Here is a 23312-nt window from a genome sequence, read left to right on the forward strand (position 1 = left end):
AAGCGGCCGGACACGGGGAAATTCACATGACAACGCTTACTGATCCGCCGGCGGACTCCTTCAAGCTATCCATGCTTGTCTACGATACCCGCTATCGTTCGATCACTTTCCAGATTATCGCCCTGATCGGCTTCCTGCTGTTCTTCGGCTGGCTGACGCTGAACACGATGCAGAACCTCAGCGACCTGGGGAAGGAAGTTTCCTTCGGGTTCCTCGGAACGCCGGCCGGGTATGATATCAACCAGCGCCTGATCGAGTACAACAACCAGGACACGCACCTGCGCGCGGCCTTTGTCGGCCTGCTGAACACGCTGCTCGTCGCCTTCCTGGGCTGCATCACCGCCACCGTCATCGGTGTCGTCGTGGGCGTTCTGCGGCTGAGCGGCAACTGGCTCGTCGCGCGCCTGATGACGGTCTACGTCGAGATGTTCCGCAACGTCCCCGTGCTGATGTGGATCATCCTGGCAATGGCCATCCTGATCGAGGGCCTGCCCGCCCCGAGCGCCTTCCGCGGAGACGATCCCGAGGCCACGATGAAGCTGTTCGATTCGGTGGCCCTGACCAACCGGGGCGTCTACGTGCCCGAACCGCTCTTCTCCCGCGGGTTGGGAGATTTCTCCTTCTTCGGTGCCTTCGACATCAGTATCGACCTGATCGCGATCCTCGCGGTCCTCTTCGCATCGATCTGGGTGGTCAAGCGCATCGGCAAATCCGCCGACGCAAAGCAGGAAGCCACGGGCCTGCGTCCCAAGACCTGGCCGATCCAGACCGCGATCATCGTGGTTCCCATGGTGATCCTGCTGGCGATCCTGGGCTTCCACCTGGGCTATCCCGCCCTGAAAGGGTTCAACTTCCAGGGTGGCACGCATATGCGGAACTCTCTGATTGCCCTCTGGCTGGCGCTGAGCCTTTACACCGCGGCCTTCATCGCCGAGATCGTACGCGCAGGCATCATGGCCATTTCGAAGGGTCAGACAGAGGCCGCAGCGGCCCTTGGCCTTCGGTCCAACCGGATCATGTCGCTGGTCATCCTGCCCCAGGCCCTGCGGGTCATCATCCCGCCGCTGATCTCCCAGTACCTGAACCTGACGAAGAACTCGTCGCTGGCGATCGCCGTGGGGTACATGGATATCACCGGCACCCTGATGGGGATCACGCTGAACCAGACCGGGCGAGAGCTCGAGACAGTTCTGCTCGGCATGCTCATCTACCTGACGATCAGCCTGCTGATCTCCGGTGCGATGAACCTCTACAATTCCCGCGTCAAACTGGTGGAGCGTTGATATGAGCAATACTCACGCAGATACCGTCCTCTACGTTCGGGACACGATGCTGCCGCAGCAGGAGCCGCCGTCCTCCACCGTCGGTTTCGTCGGCTGGGCCAAGGGCAACCTGTTCTCCGGCTGGCTGAATACGATCCTGACCCTGGTGGGGATCTTCTTCATCGCCCTGCTGCTGTACCGTCTGGTGCCGTGGTTCGTCTCTCCGACCTGGCATGGGGCCTCGCTTAACGAATGCCGGGAGATCCTGGACGGGCACGAAGGCGCCTGCTGGGGCGTGATCCGGGACCGCTGGCAACAGCTGCTCTTCGGGTTCTATCCGTCCGAGCTCTACTGGCGTCCGGTGCTGACGCTGGTCCTGCTCTTCGTGGCACTGGCGCCGGTTCTCTTCGCGGACTACGTGCCGGCGAAGATGCTGGGCTTCTCGGCTGCCTTCCCCTTCCTGATGGTCTGGTTCCTGTGGGGCGGGACCGTCTGGATGCCGCTGATGGCGGCTGCGGGCTTTGGTGTCGGGTTCTTGGCGTTCAAGCTGATTTCCAAGGCGCTGAATGCGGGGATTTCCCTTCTGATCGCTGTGGTGGTCGCCATCGTATGGTGGGCGCTGCTGGCCGCACCGGTGGCGAATGGCCTGGCCTCGGTCGTGCCTCTGGCGCTTGAGCCGGTGCAGTCGCGTAACTTCGGTGGCTTCATGCTGTCCATCACCATCGGCGTGACCGCGATCGGGTGTTCGCTGCCCATCGGCATCGTGCTGGCCCTTGGCCGTCGCAGCGATCTGCCGCTGGTGAAATGGATGTGCGTCTGCTTCATCGAATTCATCCGTGGTGTGCCGCTGATCACGCTGCTCTTCGTGGCCTCGACCTTGCTGAACATCTTCCTTCCGCCGGGCACCAACTTCGACATCATCCTGCGGGTGATGATCATGACCACGCTCTTTGCATCGGCCTACATGGCCGAGGTCATCCGTGGCGGCCTGGCCGCGCTGCCCAAGGGGCAATACGAAGGGGCCGATTCGCTTGGCCTGGACTACTGGCAGGCACAGCGGCTGGTGATCATGCCGCAGGCGCTGAAGATTTCGATCCCGGGTATCGTTTCGACCTTCATCGGGGTTTTCAAGGACACCACGCTCGTCTCGATCATCTCGATGTTCGACCCGATCGGCCTGTCCAATGCCATCCGTGCCGACACCGCCTGGAACGGGATCTACTGGGAGCTGTTCATCTTCATCGGTGCCGTCTTCTTCGTCTTCTGTTTCTCCATGTCCCGCTACTCGATGTACCTGGAGCGCAAGCTTCAGACCGGCCATCGCTGAGGAGGTAATCCCAAATGACCAATACTGCCGTCGAAACCCCGACCCCCGCCGCGATGAAGGTCTCTGACGAGGTCGCCATCGAGATCAGCCAGATGAACAAGTGGTACGGTCAGTTCCACGTTCTGCGCGACATCAACCTGACGGTGAACCGGGGCGAACGCATCGTCATCGCGGGCCCGTCCGGTTCGGGCAAGTCCACCATGATCCGCTGCATCAACCGCCTGGAAGAACACCAGTCGGGCAAGATCATCGTTGATGGGACCGAACTGACGAGCGATCTGAAGAACATCGACAAGATTCGCTCCGAGGTCGGCATGTGCTTCCAGCACTTCAACCTGTTCCCGCATCTGACGATCCTGGAAAACTGCACCCTGGCGCCCATCTGGGTCCGCAAGACGCCGAAGAAGGAAGCCATCGATACCGCGATGCACTTCCTGGAAAAGGTGAAGATCCCCGACCAGGCGAACAAGTACCCGGGCCAGCTTTCCGGCGGTCAGCAGCAGCGTGTGGCGATTGCCCGTTCGCTCTGCATGAAGCCGCGGATCATGCTGTTCGATGAGCCGACCTCGGCGCTCGATCCGGAGATGATCAAGGAAGTGCTCGATACCATGATCGAGCTGGCGCAGGAGGGCATGACGATGCTCTGCGTCACGCACGAAATGGGCTTTGCCCGCCAGGTCGCCAACCGCGTGATCTTCATGGACCAGGGCCAGATCGTGGAACAGAACGAGCCGGAAGAGTTCTTCAACAACCCGCGTTCCGAACGGACCAAGCTGTTCCTCAGCCAGATCCTGGGTCACTGACCCGGCACCGGCGTAATCCATGGACAAAGAGAAACCCCGCGCGGAGAGAACCGCGCGGGGTTTTCGTTTTCAGGGCGATGGATTTAGCCTTGGGTGATGGCCAGGGCACCTCCGCCGAGCAGCACCTGGACCAGCAGGGTCACGGCCCAGAAGGCGGGATATTCCCAGCCGCCGTTCTCATTGTTGAACCAGAAGCCGTTCTTGCCGTGTGCCAGGACGGCTGCGCCCAGCAGGGTGGGGATCAGCAGCAGGGCGACAAGGCTGGTCTGGAAGCCCAGGATCAGGGCGATACCGCCCAGGGTTTCGGCGGCGATGGTGATATAGGCGAACCAGCCCGGTACGCCGAGAGAGGCGAAGAACCCGGCCGCGCCCTTCGGCGTGAAAACGAAGTATTTCAGGTAGGCGTGGGCCAGGAAGAGGCCGCCCAGGCTGACCCGGAGCAGCAGGGCTGCGATGGCGATTGCGGTGGCGGAACCGGCGCCGGCGACGCCCAGGATGTTGGTGGAAAGGTCGATCATTGTCTTGTCCTCAGCAGGTGCCCGATGGGGCAGTGTTTGTTGTGTTGAGGCAGAGATAGACCTGTCAGATACTCCATGAAATGGAGATTGTGTTGAATGACTTTCCTGAAATCGTTCCTAATGTGCCGTCAGTCGGTCAGATCCCGGGCGAGCACGAAATCCACCGCGGTGCCCGTGCCCGGATCAAGAAGATCCCAGCGGTCGATGGGGAAGTCCGCGATGAGGGTCGCCGCAGTTGGATAGTCTCGGAACCTCGGATTGCCGACAGGGTTCGCCAGAAGGTTCGCGGCAAAGCTGCCGATGCCTGGGTTGTGCGCGATCAGCAGGACACAGGTGCCCTCTGCGTCCCGCAGGGAGGCCAGAAGCTGCGCCTCGTCTGGCAGGTAGAGATTGGGCTCCAGCTGCGGTGACAGCCCCAAAGAGAGGCCTGCGAAGGTTTCCACGGTGCGGCGCGCGGTCGAGACCAGCGCCTGATCGGGCAGGTAGCCGCCCCGGCGCAGCCAGTCCCCCAGGGCGGCGGCGCTGCGCTGGCCGCGCGGGTTCAGCGGGCGGTCATGATCGGGCAGGGAAAGGTCTGTCCATGCGGACTTCGCGTGACGCATGAGAATCAGTCGTTTCGTCACCTGTCCCCCAGGAATTGCCGCATGTGATAGGCCGAATGCGCAGGTATCCTGCCATGCGCGGCGCCGGCCGGACAAGCGCGTCGCGCCAGGCAACCTGCATCGAGGCAGGGGTTGCCGCCCTGGCGAAGGAAGCTCTTGCAGGTGGGCACGTCGTACCCCTTGTCGCCGCCCAGGGCAGAGACGGGGCAATGCGACAGGCAGGGCGCATGGCACGCCGTGCAGGGGGAGGGCAGGGCGGCGGGGACCTCCACCTCCCATGGCAGCGCGAGCGCGCCCCTGAAGGAGGTCATCAGCCCCGGGCCAGTCGAGACAAGCATGCCGATGGGGGAGCCATGAACGCGGCCGCTGGCCCGGGCCCAGGCGAGGAAGGGCGCGAAAGGTGGCCCGCCGAAGGGGAAGAGCGCCTCGGCGTCCAGGGTACGTGCCCAGGTGCCGATTACGCGGGATGACCAGCGGTCCATCGGATCTGGATGGCCATCGGACCATTCGGGACTTTGCGTGAAGGCAGGCCAGAAGGCGGGTTCCGACGGCGAAAGCATGAGCAGGCTGAGGGTGGCCGGAGGCAGGTCGTTGCGCCGGGCGCAGGCGGCGGCATCCAGACCGCAGGAAATGGTCAGGTGGCGCGCCTGTGCGGCGCGCTCCAGCCCGTCCAGATCGGGAGGGATGTCACTCTGCACGGATCATGGAGCCGGCACCATGTTCGGTAAAGAGCTCCAGCAGGACGGCGTTCGGGGCGCGGCCATCCAGGATGACGACGGCGCGGACACCCCGTTCGATCGCGTCCAGGGCGGTCTGGGTCTTGGGAATCATCCCACCCGCGATCACGCCCTCTTCGGTCATGTCCCGAATCTGCTGCGCGGTGAGTGCTGTCACGACCTCTCCGCTGCCATCCTTCACGCCGGAGACATCGGTCAGCAGCAGCAGGCGGTCGGCGCGCAGGGCACCGGCGATGGCGCCTGCCGCGGTGTCACCGTTCACGTTGAAGGTCTCTCCGTCGCGGCCCATGCCGATGGGGGCGATCACGGGAATGATGTTGGCGCGGAACATCGAGTGCAGGATAGTCGTATCCATCTCGTCCGGCGTACCGACGAGACCCAGGTCGGGATTGTCCTGGGTGCAGATCATCAGGTTTGCATCCTTGCCGGACAGTCCGACACCCTTGCCGCCCTGTTCGTTAATCGCTTGGACGATCCGCTTGTTGACCTGGCCGGACAGGACCATTTCCACCACTTCCATGGTGGCTTCGTCGGTGACGCGCTTGCCCTTCACGAACTCGCTCTTCACTTGCAGCTTTTCGAGCATTTCGTTGATCATGGGGCCGCCGCCATGGACGATCACGGGGTTCACGCCGACCTGCCGCATCAGCACGATGTCCCGGGCGAAGCTTTCGAGGCCATCGGCATCGGTCATGGCATGGCCGCCGAACTTCACGACCACGATCGCCCCGGCAAAGCGTTGCAGGTAGGGGAGGGCCTCCGACAGGGTCCGGGCGGTGGCGATCCAGTCTCGGTTCATGGCGGTCTGCTTCTTCATGTCTCGGCGTCCTAGTTTGCAGGGTTGATACGCGTTGCGCCGCGATCTGCCAAGTCTGAGCGCGCCATAAGGGGGGATCCCCGGTTTCAAGGGGTGCTCACGCAGGTGTCTGTGGGCATTTCAGGTCCCGGCAGCCTTCCGCCGTTGCGCCGGGATCTTCCCGGCATTTGACAGCCGATCCGGGGTCTCTTTTTCGGGAGCTATGGAACTTCCCCGGATTTCGAGTGGTTTATGCCGCGAGAACGCAGTCAGCAGGAGCTGCGTTCGCGGCGTGCCGAAGGCGCGCTGCGGGGCGGGCCCGGGTCCGTTCCACAAGAAACAAAAGGAGACTAGAATGCTTCGCACTTCCATGATCGCAGCAGTGGCAGCCACCGTCGTTGCCGGCCCCGTTCTGGCCGGTTCCTATGAGCCCGCACCGGCAGATCCGGTTGTCACCACCCCCGCCCCCGCGCCCGTCTACATGGGCACCGACTGGACCGGCGGCTACGTCGGTGGCTCGCTGGGCTATGGCGACTTCGACGCCGATGACGAATCCGGTGACGGCACCGTCTACGGCCTGCAGGGTGGTTACGACTACGACTTCGGCACCTTCGTGATGGGTGGTGAACTCGACTACCTGGCCAGCGACATCGATATCGGTGGTGTCGACGTCGACTCCATGACCCGTCTGAAGCTGAAAGCCGGCTACGATGCTGGCCCCGCCCTGATCTACGGTGTTGTCGGTGCCGCACGCGCCGATACCGACATGGGCGATGACACCGGCTGGGTCTACGGCGCTGGCGTCGACTACAAGGTTTCCGACAACGTCTCTGTTGGCGGCGAATACCTGTACCACCAGATCGACGACTTCAACGGCACCGGTACGGACGTTGATGGCGGCACCCTGGCCGCACGCGTCAACTACCGCTTCTGATCCTTCGGATCATCGAGTTGCGGGAAAGGCCCGGGCATTGCCCGGGCCTTTTCTGTGCGAGCGGCCTTCGGACAGGCAGCCTTTTGCGGAAAAACGTCCGTCTCAATGAACTTTTAGGGAGAGTCGTGTGTTCTGTCAGTGATGGAACAGAACAACGGTCATATTCCCCTTCCCCTCGCCGCTGGTGCCCTTGCGCTGGTTGCCGTTCTCACCGCTTCTCAGGCCGAGGCGCAGACGGATTGGGATGGCGGCTACCTTGGCGCATCCCTCGGCGTGGCGACCTCCTCAGGTGACGACAGCCTGCGCAGCCTTCATGGTGGTGTCCTGCGCCAGCAGGGCACTCTGACCTATGGGGCAGAACTGGAGTATGTCGAGACCGACATCGGCACGCGCGCCGGCCCGATCGACAGCATGCTGCGCGCCAAGGCTCGCTTGGGTACGGTCAGGAACGGCATCCACTACTACGGAGTTGCCGGGATCGTGGAGGCAGAACGGCGCACGGGCGAGGATACCGGCCTCGTGCTTGGGGCAGGGGTGGAAACCCGGCTGGGCGAACACGTTTCCGTCGGGGCGGAATTGCTGCACCACGGCTTCGCGGATTTTGCGGGTTCGGGAGATCTGGGCGTGAACACCCTGACAGCGCGCATGACCTACCGGTTCTGAGGCCCGGGTTCTGAGGCCGGATCTGCTCAGCCGATCAGGTCAGCCCGGCGATGATGGCGCGCAGCGTCGCGATGCCATCGCCCTTTTCGGAAGAGGTCAGGACCAGTTCGGGGAAGGCGGCAGGGTGCTTTGACAGAGCGCCGCGCACCTGTTCCAGGACCTTGGCGCGATCCTTTTCCTTCACCTTGTCGGTCTTTGTCATGACGCACTGGAACGTCACCGCGGCACTGTCCAGAAGGGCCATGATCTCATCATCGACTGCTTTAACGCCATGGCGCGAATCGATCAGGACGAAGGCGCGGCGCAGGGTCTGACGGCCCTGCAGGTATTGTTTCAGCAGGCGCTGCCATTTCTCCACCACGGCGAGCGGGGCATTCGCATAGCCATAGCCGGGGAGGTCGACGAGGTAGCGTTCCTCGCCAAGCGTGAAATAGTTGATCTCCTGCGTCCGCCCGGGCGTGTTCGAGGCACGCGCCAGCGCCTTGCGGCCCGTCAGCGCGTTGATCAGACTCGACTTGCCCACATTGGACCGCCCGGCGAAGCATACCTCCAGCCGGTCAGCTTCGGGCAGGCCGTCCATGGCCACCACGCCCTTGAGGAAATCGACCTGGCCCGCGAACAGCTTGCGGCCATTTTCGGTCGTCTGGGCATCGGGCTCTTCGGCCACGGGGAAGGGGAGAACGGCCATTACAGCACCTCCAGCGGGTCGCCGACCGCGATCTCGCCGGGGGTCAGGACCTTGGCCTTCACCCCGAAATCAATGTGGCCCCAGGTGCGGCGCAGCACCTGAAGGGTCTGAATGTCTTCCTTGCCGGTCTCCGGATTGACCTGCGTCGCACGACAGCGGTCGATGCGTTCGACGACCTCCAGCTCCACCGCGCCGATGCGCAGGCGCCTGCCTGGCCAGTCGAGCTCTTCCCAGGGCTCCAGCCCGGAAATCCAGAGGTTGCCACGGAAACGACGTGGGTCAAGTTGCTGTCCGCAGGCCTCCGACAGGGCACCAAGGGAGGCGCGCCCGAGGATCGAAAGACAGCCGTAGGGGGCATCGGACATGCCCTCCTCTTCCGGGGCGGCAATCAGGGCACCCAGGGGAGGGCGCTCTTCCGGCCAGAGCGGGCCGAGCCAGGCAACCAGAGCCGCACCGTCTTCCTTCGGATCTAGCTCCAGCTCTCCCGCCGTGGGGTGGGAGAGCCGGATGCACCCGTCCGGCAGGCTTTGGGCGGTGATCGCCATGAGCTCCGGCCCGTAGCAGCCCCGTGCGAAGTTGCGGCAGGGTTGCCAGGCGCCGGTGTCGGTGTTGTCACCGGTCAGCAGGGCCCAGGCCCGATCCCCCGGCAGCGGATGCGCCGGGGTCAGGGAAACGCTTTCAAGCGCCTCGGCTCCGATCCCCTTGATCGGATGCCGCCAGATCTGGGCCAGGCGGCTCATCTCACTTCTTGCCCTTCGCGTCAGCCGCCTTCTTCTTGCGCGAGAACGAGGCCTTGATGTTGCCGAAGACGTCCGGCTTGAACCCATGGCTGCGCATGATGAGGTACTGCTGGGTGAAGGTGATCGTGTTGTTGGTGATCCAGTAGAGCACCAGGCCGGAGGCGAAGTTGCCCAGCATGAACATGAACACCCAGGGCATCCAGGCAAAGATCATCTGTTGGGCCGGATCAGCGGGCGCCGGATTGAGCTTCTGCTGCAGCCACATGGAAATGCCCAGCAGGATCGGCAGGATGCCGAGGTTCAGGATCGCCAGAGCGCTGTCAGCGGGCAGTGCCTCCCAGGGGAACAGGCCGAACAGGTTCACGATGGAGGTCGGATCGGGGGCCGAAAGGTCCTTGATCCAGCCAAGCCAGGGCTGGTGACGCAGTTCGAGCGTCACGAAGATCACCTTGTAGAGGGAGAAGAAGATCGGGATCTGCAGAAGGATCGGCAGGCAGCCCGCAGCGGGGTTCACCTTTTCCTTCTTGTAGAGCTCCATCATCTCTTTCTGGAGCTTGGCCCGGTCATCGCCTGCGCGCTCCTTCAGTCTCTCCATCTCGGGCTGCAGTTCCTTCATCTTCGCCATGGAGGCGTAGGACTTGTAGGCCAGCGGGAAGAGCAGGGCCTTCAGGAAGATGGTCATCGCGATGATGGACCAGCCCATGTTGCCGATGAAGCTGTGCAGCCAGTGGATCAGCCAGAAGATCGGCTTGGTCAGGAAGAAGAACCAGCCCCAGTCGATCGAGTCGAAGAAGCGGGTTACGCCTGCGTCCTGGTAGGCCTTGATCGTGGTGGCGTCCTTCGCCCCTGCAAACAGCTGGGTCTGGACCGAAACGGTTTCACCCGGCGCGGCCTCCACGCCATCCAGAACAGCTTCGGTCTGGTAGATGTCAGGGTTCGGGTAGTATTTCGCGGTGGATCGGAACGGCTGATCGCCGGGGATCAGCGTGGCCATCCAGTAGTGATCGGTGAAGCCGATCCAGCCGCTCTCGGCCACGTCGATACGCTCTGCCGGGACGCCTTCGCGGCTGTCGATATCGTAGTCGGAGATATCCTTGTACTTGGATTCCTCCAGCTCGCCATCGGACATGCGCACCAGGCCCTCGTGCACGACGAAGAAGTTCTGCAGGTCGGAGGGAATGCCGTCACGACGCAGCAGGCCGTAGGGGCGCAGGCCGACGGCGCTCTCCCCGGTGTTCTCGACCGACTGGGAGACGGTGAACATGAACTGGTCATCGACCGAGTAGGTCTGACGGAAGATCAGGCCGGCGCCGTTGTCCCAGGACAGGGTAACGGGCGTGTCGGGGGTCAGCGTGTCACCGCTGTCCAGGGTCCAGACCGTGTCGGCGTCAGGCACATTGGCGCTGTCCACGTTGGTGCCGGCGATCCAGCCGTAGAGGGCGTAGTAGCCTTCCGGTTCGGACTGCGGCCGCAGCAGGGTCACCTCGGGCGAGCTGGGGTCCAGTTCGGTGTGATAGTTCTTCAGTTTCAGGTCGTCGATGCGGCCACCGCCGAGGGAGATCGAGCCGGAGAGGCTGGGCGTGTCGATGGTGACGCGGGGCGCGTCCGCCACGGCGTCGTCCTCACCGGTCGGTTGGGATGCCGTTGCGGTCCCGTCGCCGGCGGGCGACATGCCACCTCCGGTCGCGGTGGTGTCACTGCCGGTGGTGTCGTCCACCTGGGCCTGCTCGGTCCCGTCCTCGGTCGTCGGGGCCTGTTCCTGAGGGGGAAAGAGCAGGAACCACGCGAGCACGACGATGAAGGATAGCACCGTGGCCAGGATTAGGTTCTTGTTCTGATCGTCCATCGCGCTGCGCCACCCTTGGTCGTTGCATACTTGGAATTCGGTCTTGGGGCGTTCAACCTGTCGCTGGCCGAAAGGTCAAGTGCCTTCGGCGGCGCAGGGGGGCTGAGCGTTGGGGTAAACGGAGCGTTTCAAGCCAGTGGAATGCCCATCTACACGGGCTTGCTGCGGCGCGGGGGTGAGCAATGGGCGCCAGCGCCCGGTGTCATCATGGTGGGAACAGCGGGTTCATCCCGCGGCTCTTCGGAGCTGTCGGGAGGGTATTCGACTGCTGCGGTTTCTTGCGGTCATTGAGCCGAAGGTCAGCCGGAGCGACGCCCGAATTTCGGCGCTTCGATAAGCCCGGCATGATAGGCGCGGATCCACTCGATGGTCTGTTCAAACGGCATCGGGCGGGCAATTTCGAACCCCTGAACGTGGTTGCAGCCCAATTGGCAGAGCATCGCATGCTCTCCGGCGGTTTCGACCCCTTCGGCGAGCGTGCTCAACCCCAGGCGTTCGGCCATGGTCAGGATCGCCGCGACCATCCGCTGTTGTTCGATGTCGACGTCCACCTTCATCACGAAGCTGCGGTCGATCTTCAGCCGCTCGACCGAGAAGCGCCGGATCGAGGAAATCGAGGCATGGCCGGTGCCGAAGTCATCAAGGTCGATCCGGCATCCGAGCTTTGCCAGGCCGTTGATGTTCCGCGCGATCACATCATCGGGAGAGGCGGCCACTACCGTTTCCAGAACTTCGATCGTCAGCCTTTGCGGGTCCAGCCCATACCGATCGAGTTGCCAGCGCACACGCTCCACCAGCTTTGGATTCATCAGTTCGTCGGTGGCGAAGTTGACCCCGATCTGCGGCACGCAGACACCGGCATCATCCCAACGGCGCAGCGCGATCAGGGACTGCACCAGCATCATGTCGCCCAGTCTTTCCATCAGCCCGGCCTGTTCGACCAGAGGCAGGAAGTCCGAGGGCGGAATCATGCCCCGTTCCGGGTGGCACCAGCGGGCGAGCGCTTCGAACCCGGTAACGAGGCCGGTGTCGGTGGAGACCTGGGGCTGGAAGAACGGCAGGATCTGGCCGTTTTCCAGCGCCTCGGCGACTTCGCTGCCGGTTGGACTGCCCGCTTGCCGACCTGCCTGCATTTCGGAGGAGAAGGAGCGGATGGCCGAGGGGGCAAAGCGCGCCGCTTCCCGCAACGCGGCCAACGCGGCGGAGATCAGCGAGGCGCCTGTGGGCAACGGGCTGCGCGAGCCGAGGCAGAAACCGATCGAGCAGGACAGATGTGCCGTCGTGGCGTCGAGGGCAAGAGGCTCTTCCACGGCGGCCTGAAGGCGGGAAGCAAGCTGTATCGCGGCTTCGAGGTTGAGCTGCGTCACCGGGGCGATGCCCACGCCAAAGCTCGCCTCGCCCATCTTGCAGACGATGTCACTGTCCCTGAGGACGCTCTTGAGCCGTTCGGAGATCCTATGCAGGGCATCATCGGCCGCTGTTTGGCCGAAGCGGTCGCGGTAGGTTTCGAAGTCGTCGATGCGCAGCATCAGGCAAGCGGTCTTGCCGCCGCCTTCGCCATTCTTCAGCCCGTGGTCCAGGACCCGTTCAAGCGAATCCCGCAGGGCCAGGCCGGTTGCTGCGTCTCGGGGGGCAGGCAGCGGGCGGGCCGGCGTGCTTTCGCCGGCGAAGATGTAGACCAGCGGCAGGACCAGGGCGGCAAGGATCAGGGCGGCTTCGCCGGCGATCCAGAATGCGGTCAGGCAGATTGCGGGCAGGATGGCCACCATCTGGGGCCCGGCGAGGGCCCGGCGCAGTCTGGCGCGGATCTTTGCAAAGTCGCTAGCGCTGAGCCCCGGCATGGCGGTTCATCCCCTCGGTCATGAGGGTGACGCTAGGGCCATAAGCTCAATAGGCGCTTAACGGAGCTTCGGAATCGAGTCCTCTTCGACCGGCTTCCCGCCCAGTTGCAGACCGGCGAAATCGAAGAGCTTGGGATCCAGCAGGTGCGAGGGCCGCGCGTTCATCAGGGCGCGGAACATCACCTGCCGGCGGCCGGGCGAATTGCGTTCCCAGCCGTCGAGAATCTGTTTCACCTGCTGGCGTTGCAGCCCGTCCTGACTACCGCAGAGATCGCAGGGGATGATCGGATAGTTCATCGACCTTGCAAATTTCTCGCAGTCTTCCTCCGCCACGTGGGCCAGGGGGCGATAGACGAACAGGTCGCCTTCCTCGTTCACGAGTTTGGGCGGCATGGTCGCAAGGCGCCCGCCGTGGAACAGGTTCATGAAGAACGTTTCGAGGATGTCGTCGCGGTGATGGCCCAGGACCACCGCAGAGCAGCCTTCCTCTCGCGCGATGCGGTAGAGGTTGCCGCGACGGAGGCGGGAGCAGAGCGCGCAGTAGGTCCGGCCCTGGGGGACCTTGTCCATGACGACGGAATAGGTGTCCTGGTATTCGATCCGGTGCGGGACGCCCATTTTCTCCAGGAACTCGGGCAGGACGGTCGCGGGGAAGCCTGGCTGCCCCTGGTCGAGGTTGCAGGCCAGCAGGTCGACGGGCAGCAGGCCGCGCCATTTCAGTTCATGCAGGACGGCGAGCAGGGTGTAACTGTCCTTGCCGCCCGACAGGCAGACGAGCCAGCGCGTGCCGGGCTCTACCATGCCGTATTGTTCAACAGCTTCGCGGGTGTAACGCACAATCCTTTTGCGCAGCTTTTTGAACTCCGTACTTTGCGGAGCACCATGGAAGAGCGGGTGGATTTCGTCACATTCATCGCGCATGGTCGGCCCATAGTTCTTTTCACGGGACCGGACAAGAGCGGGGTGCGTCATGAGCTGGCTTGGAAAGCTTTTCGGCAAACGCGAAACGGCGACTGCGGAGAGCGAGCCTGCCGAACCATCCGCGCCGGTATCCGAGGCGGAGCAGCCGGCGGTCGCCCCGGCGGCACCCGCGCCCGTCGCCCCTGCAGAGCCCTTAGCCCCTGCGAAGGAGGTGACGGATGCCTTCGTCGCCCTTGCCCTGCCTGCCGTCAGATTGGATCCGCGCCTGGGTGAACCGGTGCCCGAGGGCCCCGTGTCCAGCCTCGGCGGCCGCCCGAGCCTGCCGGCGGACTTCGACTGGCCCAAAGTCGACGGGGTTCCGATGCTCTTCCTCGCCCAGGTCAACTACGCCGATATGCCACCGATCGAGGGGTTTCCCGCCGCCGGCATGCTGTCTGTCTTCATCGCGGATGACGAGACACATGGCTGCGGCTTCCCTTCTGTGGAACGATCCGGTTTCCATTGCATCTACTTCGAGGCGCCGGCTCAGTTCGCGCGACGAGAGGCACCGGCAGCGCCGCAGGGTCCGGATGTCCTGTCGCCGGTTGCGCGCAGTGAAGGCGTCGTCCTTGACGGAAGTGCCTTCGACGCTCTCCCCGATTTGGCGACGCGGGAAGCCGTGGCGGCTTTGACGGCGTTGAGCGCGGCCGGGGTGGATGTCGACGAAGCTGGACTTGAAGCTTGGCTTGGCGCCGGGGCAAGTAGTGCCCTGGCCTATGGCGGCTACCCTGTCTTTGCCCAGACGGACGTCCGGGCGGGGCCCTACCGCTTCTTCGCCAAGTCACTGCTGCTTGTGCGATCTTTCCAGGCGGGGGATGTTTCGGCCACTTGGGGTGACCTGGGAGCGGGGAATTTCCTGATCAAACCCAAGGACCTGGGCCCATTGCGCTTCGACCGGGCGCTTTATTACTACGACAGCTTCTGATCCTCGGCGTCTGCCGCAGGGCTTTTCCCGGCCTCGTGGCTGCAGGTCTTGCCCGTCGTCCCGCGCGGCGGCGGAACGTCATCCACGCCCATGCCGCCCCAGGGGTGGCAGCGGGATACCCGCCGGATCGAAAGCCACAGGCCCCTGACCGGGCCGTGCTTTTCAAGCGCTTCAAGGATATAGGCGGAACAGGTCGGATCGTAGCGGCAGTTGTGACCAACCCAGGGAGAGAAGATCAGCCGGTAGGCGCGGATCGGCAAAGATAGGATCCAGGCGGCGGGTGACATTACTTTGCCTCCGGTCCGGGTTTGCGTTTCGGCCCGTCGTGCAACCGCTCCAGCGCCCGCGCGAGGTCTTGCTTGAGCAGCTCGAAGGGCCGCTCGGCAGTCTGGTCCTTGCGACCGATCAGCACGTAGTCCCATCCCGGCTTCCCAAACTGGGGCAGGATGGCGCGCGCGGCCTCTCTCAGCCGGCGCTTCGCGCGGTTGCGGGCAACGGCATTGCCGACCTTCTTGGAACAGGTGAAACCGACCCGGAGTGTGCCCGCCTGCACGCTTTCGTCCTCGGCACGCTTGCGCGCCTGAACCAGCATGGAACCGGCCGGTTGTCGGCGCGCGCGCGCAGCCGCGAGGAATTCCGAGCGTTTGGCCAGAATCTCCATCCGGGGAGGGGAGGAGGGGAGGCGTACGCATGAAGAAACCGCCGGAGCCGTAGCCCCTTGCGCCGTAGTGGCGGATTTGGGCGTGGCTTTCGGCGGTGTCATGATCTTTCGACCCTCAGGCCCGTGGGCCTGCAAATTATTTGGATCCGCTGCAGGAGAGTTCCTACAGGCAGCCCCCGGCAATTATGCGCTCAGGGACTTCCGACCGCGTGCGCGGCGTGCGTTCAGGATCTTGCGGCCGGCCTTGGTGGCCATGCGTGCGCGGAAACCGTGGCGCCGCTTGCGGACCAGGTTCGAAGGTTGGTAGGTGCGTTTCATCGCTCCGTCTCCGTTTCTATCCCCGCGTTGGCGTTCGGGGTTTCTGTTAATCGCCGTGCAGGCGATGCGAAGACGCCGCTGCACGAAGCTGCACGGTATGGTTTCGGGAATCGCCCCAAAGCCATGGCTGTTCGAAGCCCGGTCTATACGAATGCCGGATGCGGTTGTCAAACCCATCTGCCCGCAGGACTGGGAAAAACTCCGGATCCGTGGGGAAGGCAATCCTGCTTTCTGCCTTTGCTCCTGAAACCCCTCGGGGCGGACTTTCGTGCAAGCTTGTAGCGCCGCTCTGGGAATTTCCCTTGCAAGGCCCTAGATTCAGGGCACGAAACAGTGAAGCAGGCACGCTGGTGCGGCGTGTCCCGGGCACAGGAGGTGACCGACGACCATGTTCCGTTCGCTCACCGGCCGGGTGCTGATCCTGACCGGCATCTTCGTGATCCTGGCCGAGGTCTTGATCCTTGTGCCCTCAGTGGCGCGATTCCGTCAGGATTATTTGGTCTCGCGACTTGAACGGGCGCAGATCGCCTCTCTCTCCCTCCTTGCGGATGACATGATTCCCGAGGATCTGGAGCAGGAGCTTCTGCGCAATGCCGGCGTCTACAACGTCGTGCTGCGTCGTGATGAGGCGCGCCAGCTGGTTCTGTCTTCCCCGGTGCCCGGCCCGGTCGTCGATACCTACGACCTGCGCGACCCTTCGCTGATGGAATTGGTGCGCGAAGCGCTCTTGTGTTTCGTCATGCCCGAGAACGAGGTGATCCGGGTGATCGGCAACCCGGTGCGCCAGGCGGGGCTGCTGATCGAAGTCACTATGCCGACTCAGCCCCTGCGTGAGGCGATGATCGACTACGCGCGCTACATGGTGACGATCTCGACCATGTTCGCGGTGTCGACCGCCCTTTTGCTGTTCCTTGCCTTCAGGTCATTCATCCTGCAGCCGATGAAGCGGGTGATCAGCCAGATGCGTGCCTACGCCGGAGATCCGGAGGATCAGCGCAGGATCATCGAGCCTTCGGCATCTGTCTCAGACATCCGCGATGCCGAAGAGGCTCTGCACGAGCTCGAAACCCAGCTGACCGCGGCCCTGCGTCAAAAGGAGAGGCTGGCGCAACTGGGGTCTGCCGTCGCAAAGATCAGCCACGATCTGCGAAATATCCTGACGTCGACGCAGTTGTTTGCGGACCGGCTCGAGAGCTCCGAGGATCCGACGGTGAAACGGTTGGCGCCCAAGGTCGTCAATTCCGTCAGCCGGGCCGTGAACCTGTGCGAGTCGACCCTTGCCTTTGGACGGGCAGAAGAACCCGCCCCACGCCTTTCCATGTTGGCCCTGGCGGAACTCGTCGGGGATGTCATCGACGGGGAGCGGCTGGCCGTCGGGGATCACGACATTTCCTTCGCGGAGGATATTCCCGCAACCCTGCGGCTCCGGGCGGATCCGGAGCAGTTGTATCGTGTGCTGGCCAATCTTGTGCGAAATGCCCGCCAGGCGCTGGAAGTGACGGGTCAGCCAGGGGAAATCGCGGTCACTGCCGAGGAAACCGATTGCGACTGGTTGATCCGCGTTGCCGATACCGGGCCGGGTCTGCCCCCCAAGGCGCGCGAGCATCTTTTCACGCCCTTCGCGGGGGGCGCCCGCAAGGGCGGAACCGGGTTGGGACTGGCAATTGCCGCCGAGCTGATCCGGGGGCACGGCGGTGCGATCGAGCTGGAACGAACCGGCCCTGAGGGAACTGTTTTCCTGATCCGCCTCCCGCGAGAGGTCTTGTCGGAAGGGCAGGGGCTGGCGGCACGCTGATCTGCCGTTCGAGAAAGTCAGCAAAACAGGGTGGCTGACGGGCGCATGAAAAATCTGTCGAGAAAATTTCGATTTTGCACTTGCGCCCCGAAGACCTGCACGATACATCGCCCCCCACGACGCACCGGTAGCTCAGCTGGATAGAGTACTTGACTACGAATCAAGGGGTCGGGGGTTCGAATCCTCCCCGGTGCGCCACTTCCCCAAATTAGTCCAGCTGGCACAGGCGCTTGGTGATTTTTTCCCACTTTCGCGCGGATCTGTTCCCATGTTCTATTTCTGTTCCGCCCCCATCACGGCGCGCCGCCGATCGGCCAATCGGCAGTAATGTTCTGCCTCTTTCAGGGTCTGCCAGCCTCCCCAGCTCATGATTTGGTGCGCCGAGGCGCCGCCCTCCGCGAGCGCGATTCCGCGGCTCTTTCTCAGCCCATGTGCTGACTTCTCGACGCCTGCTGCCCGGGCCCAATCCCGCATCCTATTGCCGAGGCCTTTTTCGGAACGCGGCGCACCAGCTTCCGTCGCGAGGAAGGTCGCCCGGCGCAGAGTGATGGTCGAGATGGCTTCCAGCATCAGATCGCGTTCCCAGGCAAATGTCTGGGCGTAGGGAGGGAGAGCCGCTGTCCACGGCATAAATGCCGGCGCTTTGACTTTTGATTGTCGGAACACCATGACACCATCGCGGTCTACGTGGCCCGGGCCAATCGAGACGGCGTCAATCAGGCGGAAGCCGGTCCATGAAATGACCTCGAAACAAAGGCGCGGGGTGGAGCCGATTGGCCAGCGATCCCGAAAGGCCTTCTTTTCATCGTCGCTCCACGGTGGGTGTCCATCGGATTTGACCCTTCGCGGTGGCCGAACGCCCATCGTCGGATCCGCGCGGACGGCACCGGTGTCGAGCGCGTGTTGGGCCCAGAAGCGCCATGTCTTGAGGCGGTCATGAGGTGACGCGGCTTCCGCAACATTCTTCCTGACGTGGTAATCTCGCAGGCCCGAGGCTGGTGCCGTTCCCACCTCGTCGCTGATCTGGCCCAGATGGCGGCGCAGAGTGGCTTGGTAGCCTTCGGACAATGTCCTGAAGTATTTGCTTCGCAGGGCTCCATCCGCGATGGCGGCGATGCTGCCAGCTCCTGCCCTACTTCGGACCGGCCCGTTCTGCTCGGCAAGCGCCGTTGCGTAGGCCTCGAGGAATGCGGGGCTATCGAGAGGGACATCAGAGGGCAGTTTCGCGACGATTGTTTGTCGGATCCGGAGGTAGCGATACTCGCGTTCCCCGCGCCGTTTGATGACCAGGCCTTTCAACTCTACATTCCGAATGCCGCGTCGCATGCGTTTTGGCTCTCAACTTCATTGTGGTTGGGGGGCGTATCACCTGTATTGAAAGCCGCAAGGCGGTCCGTTTCATAGGGGAGGTGATCGGCATATGTGTCGAGGTCGGAACGATCGTAGACCCGTTTCCCTCTAAGTTCTCTTCTTGGAAGGCCGAGGCTGCGAAGCATTGATTCCGAAACCCCGAGATAGTGAGCTGCCTGCGGAGCGGGCATCAGCCTGGGGGTGAACTCTTTCGTTGCTGCCATGATCATCGCCCTCGGTGCGGATCGGCGGGAGGGGCGGAAGACGCCGCCCATGTAGAGCAGCGTGACGACGATGGCGAAGCCGACGTGGTGGGGCCAGAAGTCGTGCGTGCGCTCCCGCTTCTGCACGTGCCTGTCCAGGGATATCCCGAGGCCGAGGAACTGGGGGCGAAGAATGCGATGATCCAACCGTTCATGGATTTAACCCTCTTGTTCGAATTGCGGGATCGGGCAGGCCGTGGCGGTTGCGGGTGCGAACCTTCCTGGGCCTGGGATCCTGGTAACTGGAAGCGTTGGTTGGGGTTAGCATGGCTCACCCTTCCTCCTTCAGTTCCCGGATCATGGTCCCGGCCTCTCCGGCGATTGCCTTGCAGACCTTGCGCAGGGCCGGCGAGGCGTCGGCGCGGGCGAGGTCCTTCGCATTGGCGCGCAGCCTGCGGAGCCGTTCGAGCTCTTCGGCCTGGTCATCGGTGGGGGCATCGAACATGGGCGGTCTCCCTGGTTGCGAGCTGTGGGCAGTTGGCGCCGACGAGGGCGGCGGCGACGGGCGGGCAGACGGAGTTGCCGACGCAGCTGACCTGCGTGGTCTTGGGGAAGGGGCGCCAGACGCGCTGGCCCGCCCCGGTCTCCCAGACTCCGTCGATCTGGTAGTCCGCCGGGAAGCCCTGGGCGGAGAAGAGCTCGCGCGGGGTCAGCATGCGCATCCCGATATCGACGAGGACGAAGGTCAGGCCATGGGCGTCGAGCGTGACCACCTCGCCGCCGTCCCAGGCGCCATTGGCCCGCAGGAACGCGGCCACCTGCCGGGCGCGGGCCGCGTGGGCCTCGGTGAAGGGCGGGGCCTGCAAGGCCGCCTGCATGTGCGCCATGCGGTCCTTGACCGTGATGGTGTGGCAGGGCGCGTCGGTCCGGGCGCCGTCGCCGGTGCCGTAGTACTTGGCGAAGAAGGGGGCCTGGATCAGCGTCGGCATTATGACCGCGTTCTGGTCCTTCCGGCTGGCGCAGATCGTGTGTAGGGGGGCCGTGACCGAGCGCGAGCTGCCGCCCTGCTGGGCATAGGTCAGGACCGGGGCGATGACGGCGCTGTGGCCGCCGCCAGCCAGTACGGTCGGGTGCGGGGCGCTGATGGGGCCGTCACGCCGGTCGGTCCCCTTGAGCGAGACCAGGAAGGGCGCGTCGGCCTCCAGCACGTAGCGCTTCACGCCCCGGGCGATGCGGGCAAGGGTGTTCTCGGCAAGCGGCCGCACCGCCCGCAGCCCGTGGGTCGCGTAGATCTCCTCCTTGCTGTCGAAGATCGAGGGGCAGGGCAGCGACCAGTCGATGCACTCGGCCGCCGTCCGCCAGGGCGCCAGCTCGCCCGCAATCACCCGGGGATCGTCGGGCGCGCCATGGGTCGGCGCGGGCCAGGTGATCGGGGCCCCGTCGAAGCGGATGACGATGAAGAGCCGCTTGCGGATCGTGGGGGCCCCGTAGTCGCAGGCACGCAGCTCGCGGCTTTCCAGCCGTCCACCGAGACGGCGTATGGCCTTCACCCAGGCGCGGTAGGTCTCTCCCTTGCGCTCGGGGCAGGGGAAGAGGCCGCGCGGGGTCTCGATGACCGGGCCCCAGGTGGTCCACTCCTCCACGTTCTCCATGATCACCACGTCGACGCAGCCGCCGCTCTGCTGGATGCGCTCGATCCAGCCGGGGATCACCCAGGCGAGGTCGCGGATGTTGCGGGCCACCGGGGTGCCGCCCTTGGCCTTGGAGAAGTGGCGGCAGTCGGGGCTGAACCACATCAGGCCGATGTGACGCCCCGCGAGGTGATCCAGCGGATCGACCCGCCAGACGTTCTCCGAGAGATGCAGCGCCTCCGGGTGGTTGGCCGCATGCAGGGCCAGCGCGGCGGGGTTGTGGTTGATGGCGATGTCGGGCGAGCGGCCGAGGGCCATCTCGATCCCGGTCGAGGCGCCGCCGCCGCCGGCGAAGCTGTCGACGATCAGCGGAGGACCAGAGGGGGCAGGGCGGTTCCCGACCGCAAGGTCTAACATCTGCGCGCCGTCCATCAGTCCATCTCCAGCGCGTCTTTGTAGAGCTGCAGGACGGCCTCTTCCTCGGCCACGTCACTGGCGTCGCGCTTGCGCAGGGCGATGACCCTGCGGAGGATCTTCGGGGCATAGCCGCGCGCCTTGGCCTCGGCCATGACGGCCTTCTGCTGGTCGGAGACCTCTTCCTTCTCCGCGACGAGCCGCTCGAAGCGCTCGATAAAGCTGCGCAGTTCGCCGGCGGTGACGCGGAAGGCCTTGTCGCGCACCTCGCGGTCGGCCTCGGTCTCCTTCAAGCGCGGGGTCTCGTCTGCTTCAGCCATGGTCATGTCCTTCATGCCGAGGTGGCCGCGCGGGCGCGGGCGATCCAGGCGGTGATCACGGCGGCCTCGGTCTCCGCCTGGGCGGTGATGCGGTGCAGGTCGATCACGGCGCGGCCCTCGGCTGGGACGTGGAAGGTGCCGCCGCTCTCGATGGCGGCACAGACGAAGGCCTCGCGCAGGCTGGTGCCGGAGAGGCGGTCCAGGCGCCGCAGGAAGTCGCGGACGGTGTCGGTGTCGAGGAGGAGGGCGGTCATCGGGCTGTCCTCGCGCAGATGGTCGGCGCGGGGGTGGCGGCCCCGGCAATCAGGACAAGCGAGGCGGTCGCGATAGACCAGCCCAGCAGGGCGAGCAGGAGGATGGGCAATCTCATGCGCGCTCCTCCTTGCCGATCAGGGAGCGGACGCGCTGGCGGCAGCGCTCTGTGATGTCATGGATCTCGGCCATCTGGGCGGCGACGGAAGGCGCGCCGGTCAGGTGGTGGGGCTGTAAGCGGGCCATCCGCTCGGCGGGGATGGGGGCGCCGCGGGCGGCCTTCCTCGCGGCCCAGTCGGACCGCAGCCGCGCGCTTTCGTCGGGAGTGAGCATGACAGGTCTCCATCAGGGGTGATGGAGATGTCTAATATGGTGCCAATTGGCACATATCAAGAAAAAAAGGGCCAATAGGCACAATGTGACTTCAATTGGCGTCAAATCCGCTGTTAGTGTTAAGAGGGACAAATGACGCAGGGAGGCGCAAGTGCTTGCAATCGAGGAACTATCCCAGTTGGAGGACTGGGAGTACGAGGCGCTGCTTGTTGCCTGTGGTCAGGTTATTTTTGCCCGCGCTGTGCGAGAAGTCCCCGAACTTGCGCTGCGAGCATCGCTTGTTCGTCTTCGGTCAGGAGTTCGGAGAGGGCGGAGAGAGTGCTTGACCGAGATTCTTCAAGGCGAATGAACTGTTCGACTGTCTTGCCGTAGAATGCTGCGAGTAGGACAGCGTTCTCGACGGCCGTGGAAGAGTTCTCACGCGACAGCAATTTGTTGATCACGTCGCGGGAAATGCCTGTTGAGCGCGCGAGGTCGGATACTCGCGTGCCGTTCTTCTCCATGTGCCAAACCAGCGCGTTGCGAAATTCACCAGGCATGATCGACTGTAAAAGGACAATTGGCACGTGTAGCAATGTGTCAATTGGCTCTTGACTGATTGTGTGCCTATTGGCACATGATTGTGCATGGATGAAATTGCTCAACGCTTAACACGCCTTGAAAGCTATGCGGCGAGGCTCGGAGTCGAGCCTGCAACTGTGTGCCGTCGGGCAACAGGAAATCCGCGGTTGTTTGCGAGGATGCAGCGGCGTGCGGATCAACTGGAGCGAGATCTGATCCGCTTGGAGCAATACATGGCTAGGCATCCTAAAGGCATCCCGGTCTCTGAAGGCACAGTGGGGAAGGCGGCATGACCCAAGTTTATGCCTCCTGTCCCGCGCCTCGTCCCGTGAAATCCCCCGGAGAATTTTCCCATGCGTAAGGCGCGTCCTGCTTCGATCCAGCTGGCGGTGCAGTCCGCCATTCGCGCAGCCGGCGGCCTAGAGGCCGTGGCCAATGACCTCGGCGTTGGCGTCTCGACCTTGTCGCATGGGACGGAAGTCTCGGAGCAGCGACCGGGCGGGTTGGGCGTGAACTACCTCGATCGGCTCAGCCGGATCGTTCCCGAGGCGGCTGTTCCGATCGCTGCCCACTTTGCCAGCCTGGGCGGGGGCACGTTCCACCCGCTGGCGGTGGACGGGGCCACGGCTGCGAACATCCATCGCGTCACCCGCGAGTTCTCGGATGTCCTGGAACGCCACGCGCAGGCGCACTCGGTGGGTTCGGAGGCTCCGAACGACTACAGCCCGCGCGAGGCACAGGAGCAGATCGTCGAACTGGACGAGATGGTCGCGGCTGCGATGCAGTTCCGGGCCGTACTGGTTCGCAAGGCGGAGGGCGCCGCGTGATGCTT

Annotated in this window: 27 protein-coding genes, 1 tRNA gene and 1 pseudogene; 9 read left to right on the forward strand and 20 right to left on the reverse strand. The window is 63.9% G+C overall.

What is annotated here, in order from left to right; translation table 11 throughout:
- The first annotated feature begins 26 nt into the window (after positions 1-26).
- The 3 genes from AC2IR1_RS04905 to AC2IR1_RS04915 are packed head-to-tail and all read left to right on the forward strand — an operon-like array spanning position 27 to position 3392.
- A complete protein-coding gene (locus AC2IR1_RS04905; protein ID WP_486475160.1) occupies positions 27-1283 on the forward strand; it encodes an amino acid ABC transporter permease in 1257 nt (418 codons plus the stop codon).
- Position 1284: 1 nt separating this feature from the next.
- Entirely contained in the window at positions 1285-2589 is a 1305-nt protein-coding gene (locus AC2IR1_RS04910) for an amino acid ABC transporter permease (protein WP_486475161.1), read from the forward strand.
- 14 nt (positions 2590-2603) lie between these two features.
- Entirely contained in the window at positions 2604-3392 is a 789-nt protein-coding gene (locus AC2IR1_RS04915) for an amino acid ABC transporter ATP-binding protein (protein ID WP_486475162.1), read from the forward strand.
- An 83-nt stretch (positions 3393-3475) separates the two neighbouring features.
- On the opposite strand, the gene AC2IR1_RS04920 is transcribed toward AC2IR1_RS04915, so the two are convergent.
- The 4 genes from AC2IR1_RS04920 to argB form a co-directional block, all read right to left on the reverse strand.
- Positions 3476-3910: a DoxX family protein gene (locus AC2IR1_RS04920; RefSeq protein ID WP_486475163.1), complete on the reverse strand. Its 435-nt coding sequence runs from the start codon at positions 3908-3910 to the stop codon at positions 3476-3478.
- A 128-nt stretch (positions 3911-4038) separates the two neighbouring features.
- Positions 4039-4512, reverse strand: coding sequence for a SixA phosphatase family protein (locus AC2IR1_RS04925; protein WP_486475164.1), 474 nt, complete (start codon positions 4510-4512; stop codon positions 4039-4041).
- A gap of 17 nt (positions 4513-4529) precedes the next feature.
- A complete protein-coding gene (locus tag AC2IR1_RS04930; RefSeq protein WP_486475165.1) occupies positions 4530-5210 on the reverse strand; it encodes a ferredoxin in 681 nt (226 codons plus the stop codon).
- Positions 5200-6066 (reverse strand): acetylglutamate kinase, encoded by an 867-nt coding sequence (gene argB, locus AC2IR1_RS04935; protein ID WP_486475166.1) that lies wholly within the window; start codon positions 6064-6066, stop codon positions 5200-5202. Before argB ends, AC2IR1_RS04930 begins: the two co-directional genes overlap by 11 nt.
- A gap of 334 nt (positions 6067-6400) precedes the next feature.
- Here argB and AC2IR1_RS04940 point away from each other — a divergent pair, with 334 nt between their 5' ends.
- Positions 6401-6979 (forward strand): outer membrane protein, encoded by a 579-nt coding sequence (locus tag AC2IR1_RS04940; RefSeq protein WP_486475167.1) that lies wholly within the window; start codon positions 6401-6403, stop codon positions 6977-6979.
- Between the two features lie 141 nt (positions 6980-7120).
- Positions 7121-7642: an outer membrane protein gene (locus AC2IR1_RS04945; protein WP_486475168.1), complete on the forward strand. Its 522-nt coding sequence runs from the start codon at positions 7121-7123 to the stop codon at positions 7640-7642.
- Between the two features lie 34 nt (positions 7643-7676).
- Here the strand turns inward: AC2IR1_RS04945 and yihA are convergent, their stop codons facing one another.
- The 5 genes from yihA to ttcA all read right to left on the reverse strand — a co-directional run bounded on the left by yihA (position 7677) and on the right by ttcA (position 13678).
- Entirely contained in the window at positions 7677-8330 is a 654-nt protein-coding gene (gene yihA, locus AC2IR1_RS04950) for a ribosome biogenesis GTP-binding protein YihA/YsxC (protein WP_486475169.1), read from the reverse strand.
- Positions 8330-9070 carry an MOSC domain-containing protein gene (locus AC2IR1_RS04955; RefSeq protein ID WP_486475170.1) on the reverse strand — a complete coding sequence of 247 codons (741 nt, stop codon included), beginning with the start codon at positions 9068-9070 and terminating at the stop codon, positions 8330-8332. Before AC2IR1_RS04955 ends, yihA begins: the two co-directional genes overlap by 1 nt.
- Position 9071: 1 nt before the next feature.
- Positions 9072-10916: a membrane protein insertase YidC gene (gene yidC / locus AC2IR1_RS04960; protein ID WP_486475171.1), complete on the reverse strand. Its 1845-nt coding sequence runs from the start codon at positions 10914-10916 to the stop codon at positions 9072-9074.
- A gap of 299 nt (positions 10917-11215) precedes the next feature.
- Positions 11216-12757 carry a putative bifunctional diguanylate cyclase/phosphodiesterase gene (locus AC2IR1_RS04965; protein ID WP_486475172.1) on the reverse strand — a complete coding sequence of 514 codons (1542 nt, stop codon included), beginning with the start codon at positions 12755-12757 and terminating at the stop codon, positions 11216-11218.
- Between the two features lie 57 nt (positions 12758-12814).
- Entirely contained in the window at positions 12815-13678 is an 864-nt protein-coding gene (gene ttcA / locus AC2IR1_RS04970) for a tRNA 2-thiocytidine(32) synthetase TtcA (RefSeq protein ID WP_486475173.1), read from the reverse strand.
- A 49-nt stretch (positions 13679-13727) separates the two neighbouring features.
- Between ttcA and AC2IR1_RS04975 the strand changes: the two genes are divergently transcribed.
- Positions 13728-14642 carry a YwqG family protein gene (locus AC2IR1_RS04975; RefSeq protein WP_486475174.1) on the forward strand — a complete coding sequence of 305 codons (915 nt, stop codon included), beginning with the start codon at positions 13728-13730 and terminating at the stop codon, positions 14640-14642.
- A 71-nt stretch (positions 14643-14713) separates the two neighbouring features.
- On the opposite strand, the pseudogene yidD reads toward AC2IR1_RS04975, so the two are convergent.
- The 3 genes and pseudogenes from yidD to rpmH all read right to left on the reverse strand — a co-directional run.
- Positions 14714-14929, reverse strand: a pseudogene (gene yidD, locus AC2IR1_RS04980) (membrane protein insertion efficiency factor YidD); the annotation flags it as partial.
- A complete protein-coding gene (gene rnpA, locus AC2IR1_RS04985; RefSeq protein ID WP_486475175.1) occupies positions 14929-15405 on the reverse strand; it encodes a ribonuclease P protein component in 477 nt (158 codons plus the stop codon). The gene rnpA and the pseudogene yidD, both read right to left, overlap by 1 nt.
- 81 nt (positions 15406-15486) lie before the next feature.
- Positions 15487-15621, reverse strand: a complete 135-nt coding sequence (gene rpmH / locus AC2IR1_RS04990) for a 50S ribosomal protein L34 (RefSeq protein ID WP_005980833.1) — start codon at positions 15619-15621, stop codon at positions 15487-15489.
- Positions 15622-16009: 388 nt separating this feature from the next.
- Here rpmH and AC2IR1_RS04995 point away from each other — a divergent pair, with 388 nt between their 5' ends.
- Together AC2IR1_RS04995 and AC2IR1_RS05000 are read left to right on the forward strand one after the other, a co-directional pair.
- Entirely contained in the window at positions 16010-17416 is a 1407-nt protein-coding gene (locus AC2IR1_RS04995) for a sensor histidine kinase (RefSeq protein ID WP_486475176.1), read from the forward strand.
- 121 nt (positions 17417-17537) lie between these two features.
- Positions 17538-17614 (forward strand) — tRNA-Arg (locus tag AC2IR1_RS05000).
- Positions 17615-17689: 75 nt separating this feature from the next.
- Here AC2IR1_RS05000 and AC2IR1_RS05005 read toward each other — a convergent pair.
- The 8 genes from AC2IR1_RS05005 to AC2IR1_RS05040 all read right to left on the reverse strand — a co-directional run bounded on the left by AC2IR1_RS05005 (position 17690) and on the right by AC2IR1_RS05040 (position 22563).
- Positions 17690-18715, reverse strand: a complete 1026-nt coding sequence (locus AC2IR1_RS05005) for a tyrosine-type recombinase/integrase (protein WP_486475177.1) — start codon at positions 18713-18715, stop codon at positions 17690-17692.
- 2 nt (positions 18716-18717) lie between these two features.
- Complete coding sequence (locus AC2IR1_RS05010; RefSeq protein ID WP_486475178.1) at positions 18718-19116, reverse strand: hypothetical protein; 399 nt, start codon at positions 19114-19116, stop codon at positions 18718-18720.
- A gap of 184 nt (positions 19117-19300) precedes the next feature.
- The gene (locus AC2IR1_RS05015; protein WP_486475179.1) at positions 19301-19474 is read right to left on the reverse strand and encodes a hypothetical protein; all 174 of its coding nucleotides are present in this window, start codon (positions 19472-19474) and stop codon (positions 19301-19303) included.
- Positions 19452-21017, reverse strand: a complete 1566-nt coding sequence (locus AC2IR1_RS05020) for a DNA cytosine methyltransferase (RefSeq protein ID WP_486475180.1) — start codon at positions 21015-21017, stop codon at positions 19452-19454. Before AC2IR1_RS05020 ends, AC2IR1_RS05015 begins: the two co-directional genes overlap by 23 nt.
- Before the next feature lie 14 nt (positions 21018-21031).
- A complete protein-coding gene (locus AC2IR1_RS05025) occupies positions 21032-21334 on the reverse strand; it encodes a DUF2312 domain-containing protein (protein ID WP_486475181.1) in 303 nt (100 codons plus the stop codon).
- Between the two features lie 11 nt (positions 21335-21345).
- Positions 21346-21588, reverse strand: a complete 243-nt coding sequence (locus tag AC2IR1_RS05030; protein ID WP_486475182.1) for a hypothetical protein — start codon at positions 21586-21588, stop codon at positions 21346-21348.
- 112 nt (positions 21589-21700) lie between these two features.
- Positions 21701-21919: a hypothetical protein gene (locus AC2IR1_RS05035; RefSeq protein ID WP_486475183.1), complete on the reverse strand. Its 219-nt coding sequence runs from the start codon at positions 21917-21919 to the stop codon at positions 21701-21703.
- Between the two features lie 224 nt (positions 21920-22143).
- Positions 22144-22563: a hypothetical protein gene (locus AC2IR1_RS05040; protein ID WP_486475184.1), complete on the reverse strand. Its 420-nt coding sequence runs from the start codon at positions 22561-22563 to the stop codon at positions 22144-22146.
- Positions 22564-22833: 270 nt separating this feature from the next.
- On the opposite strand from AC2IR1_RS05040, the gene AC2IR1_RS05045 reads away from it, so the two are divergent.
- Positions 22834-23307 carry a hypothetical protein gene (locus AC2IR1_RS05045; RefSeq protein ID WP_486475185.1) on the forward strand — a complete coding sequence of 158 codons (474 nt, stop codon included), beginning with the start codon at positions 22834-22836 and terminating at the stop codon, positions 23305-23307.
- Positions 23308-23312: the final 5 nt, after the last annotated feature.

This window comes from Pseudooceanicola sp. NS-SX8 (genome assembly GCF_057380755.1).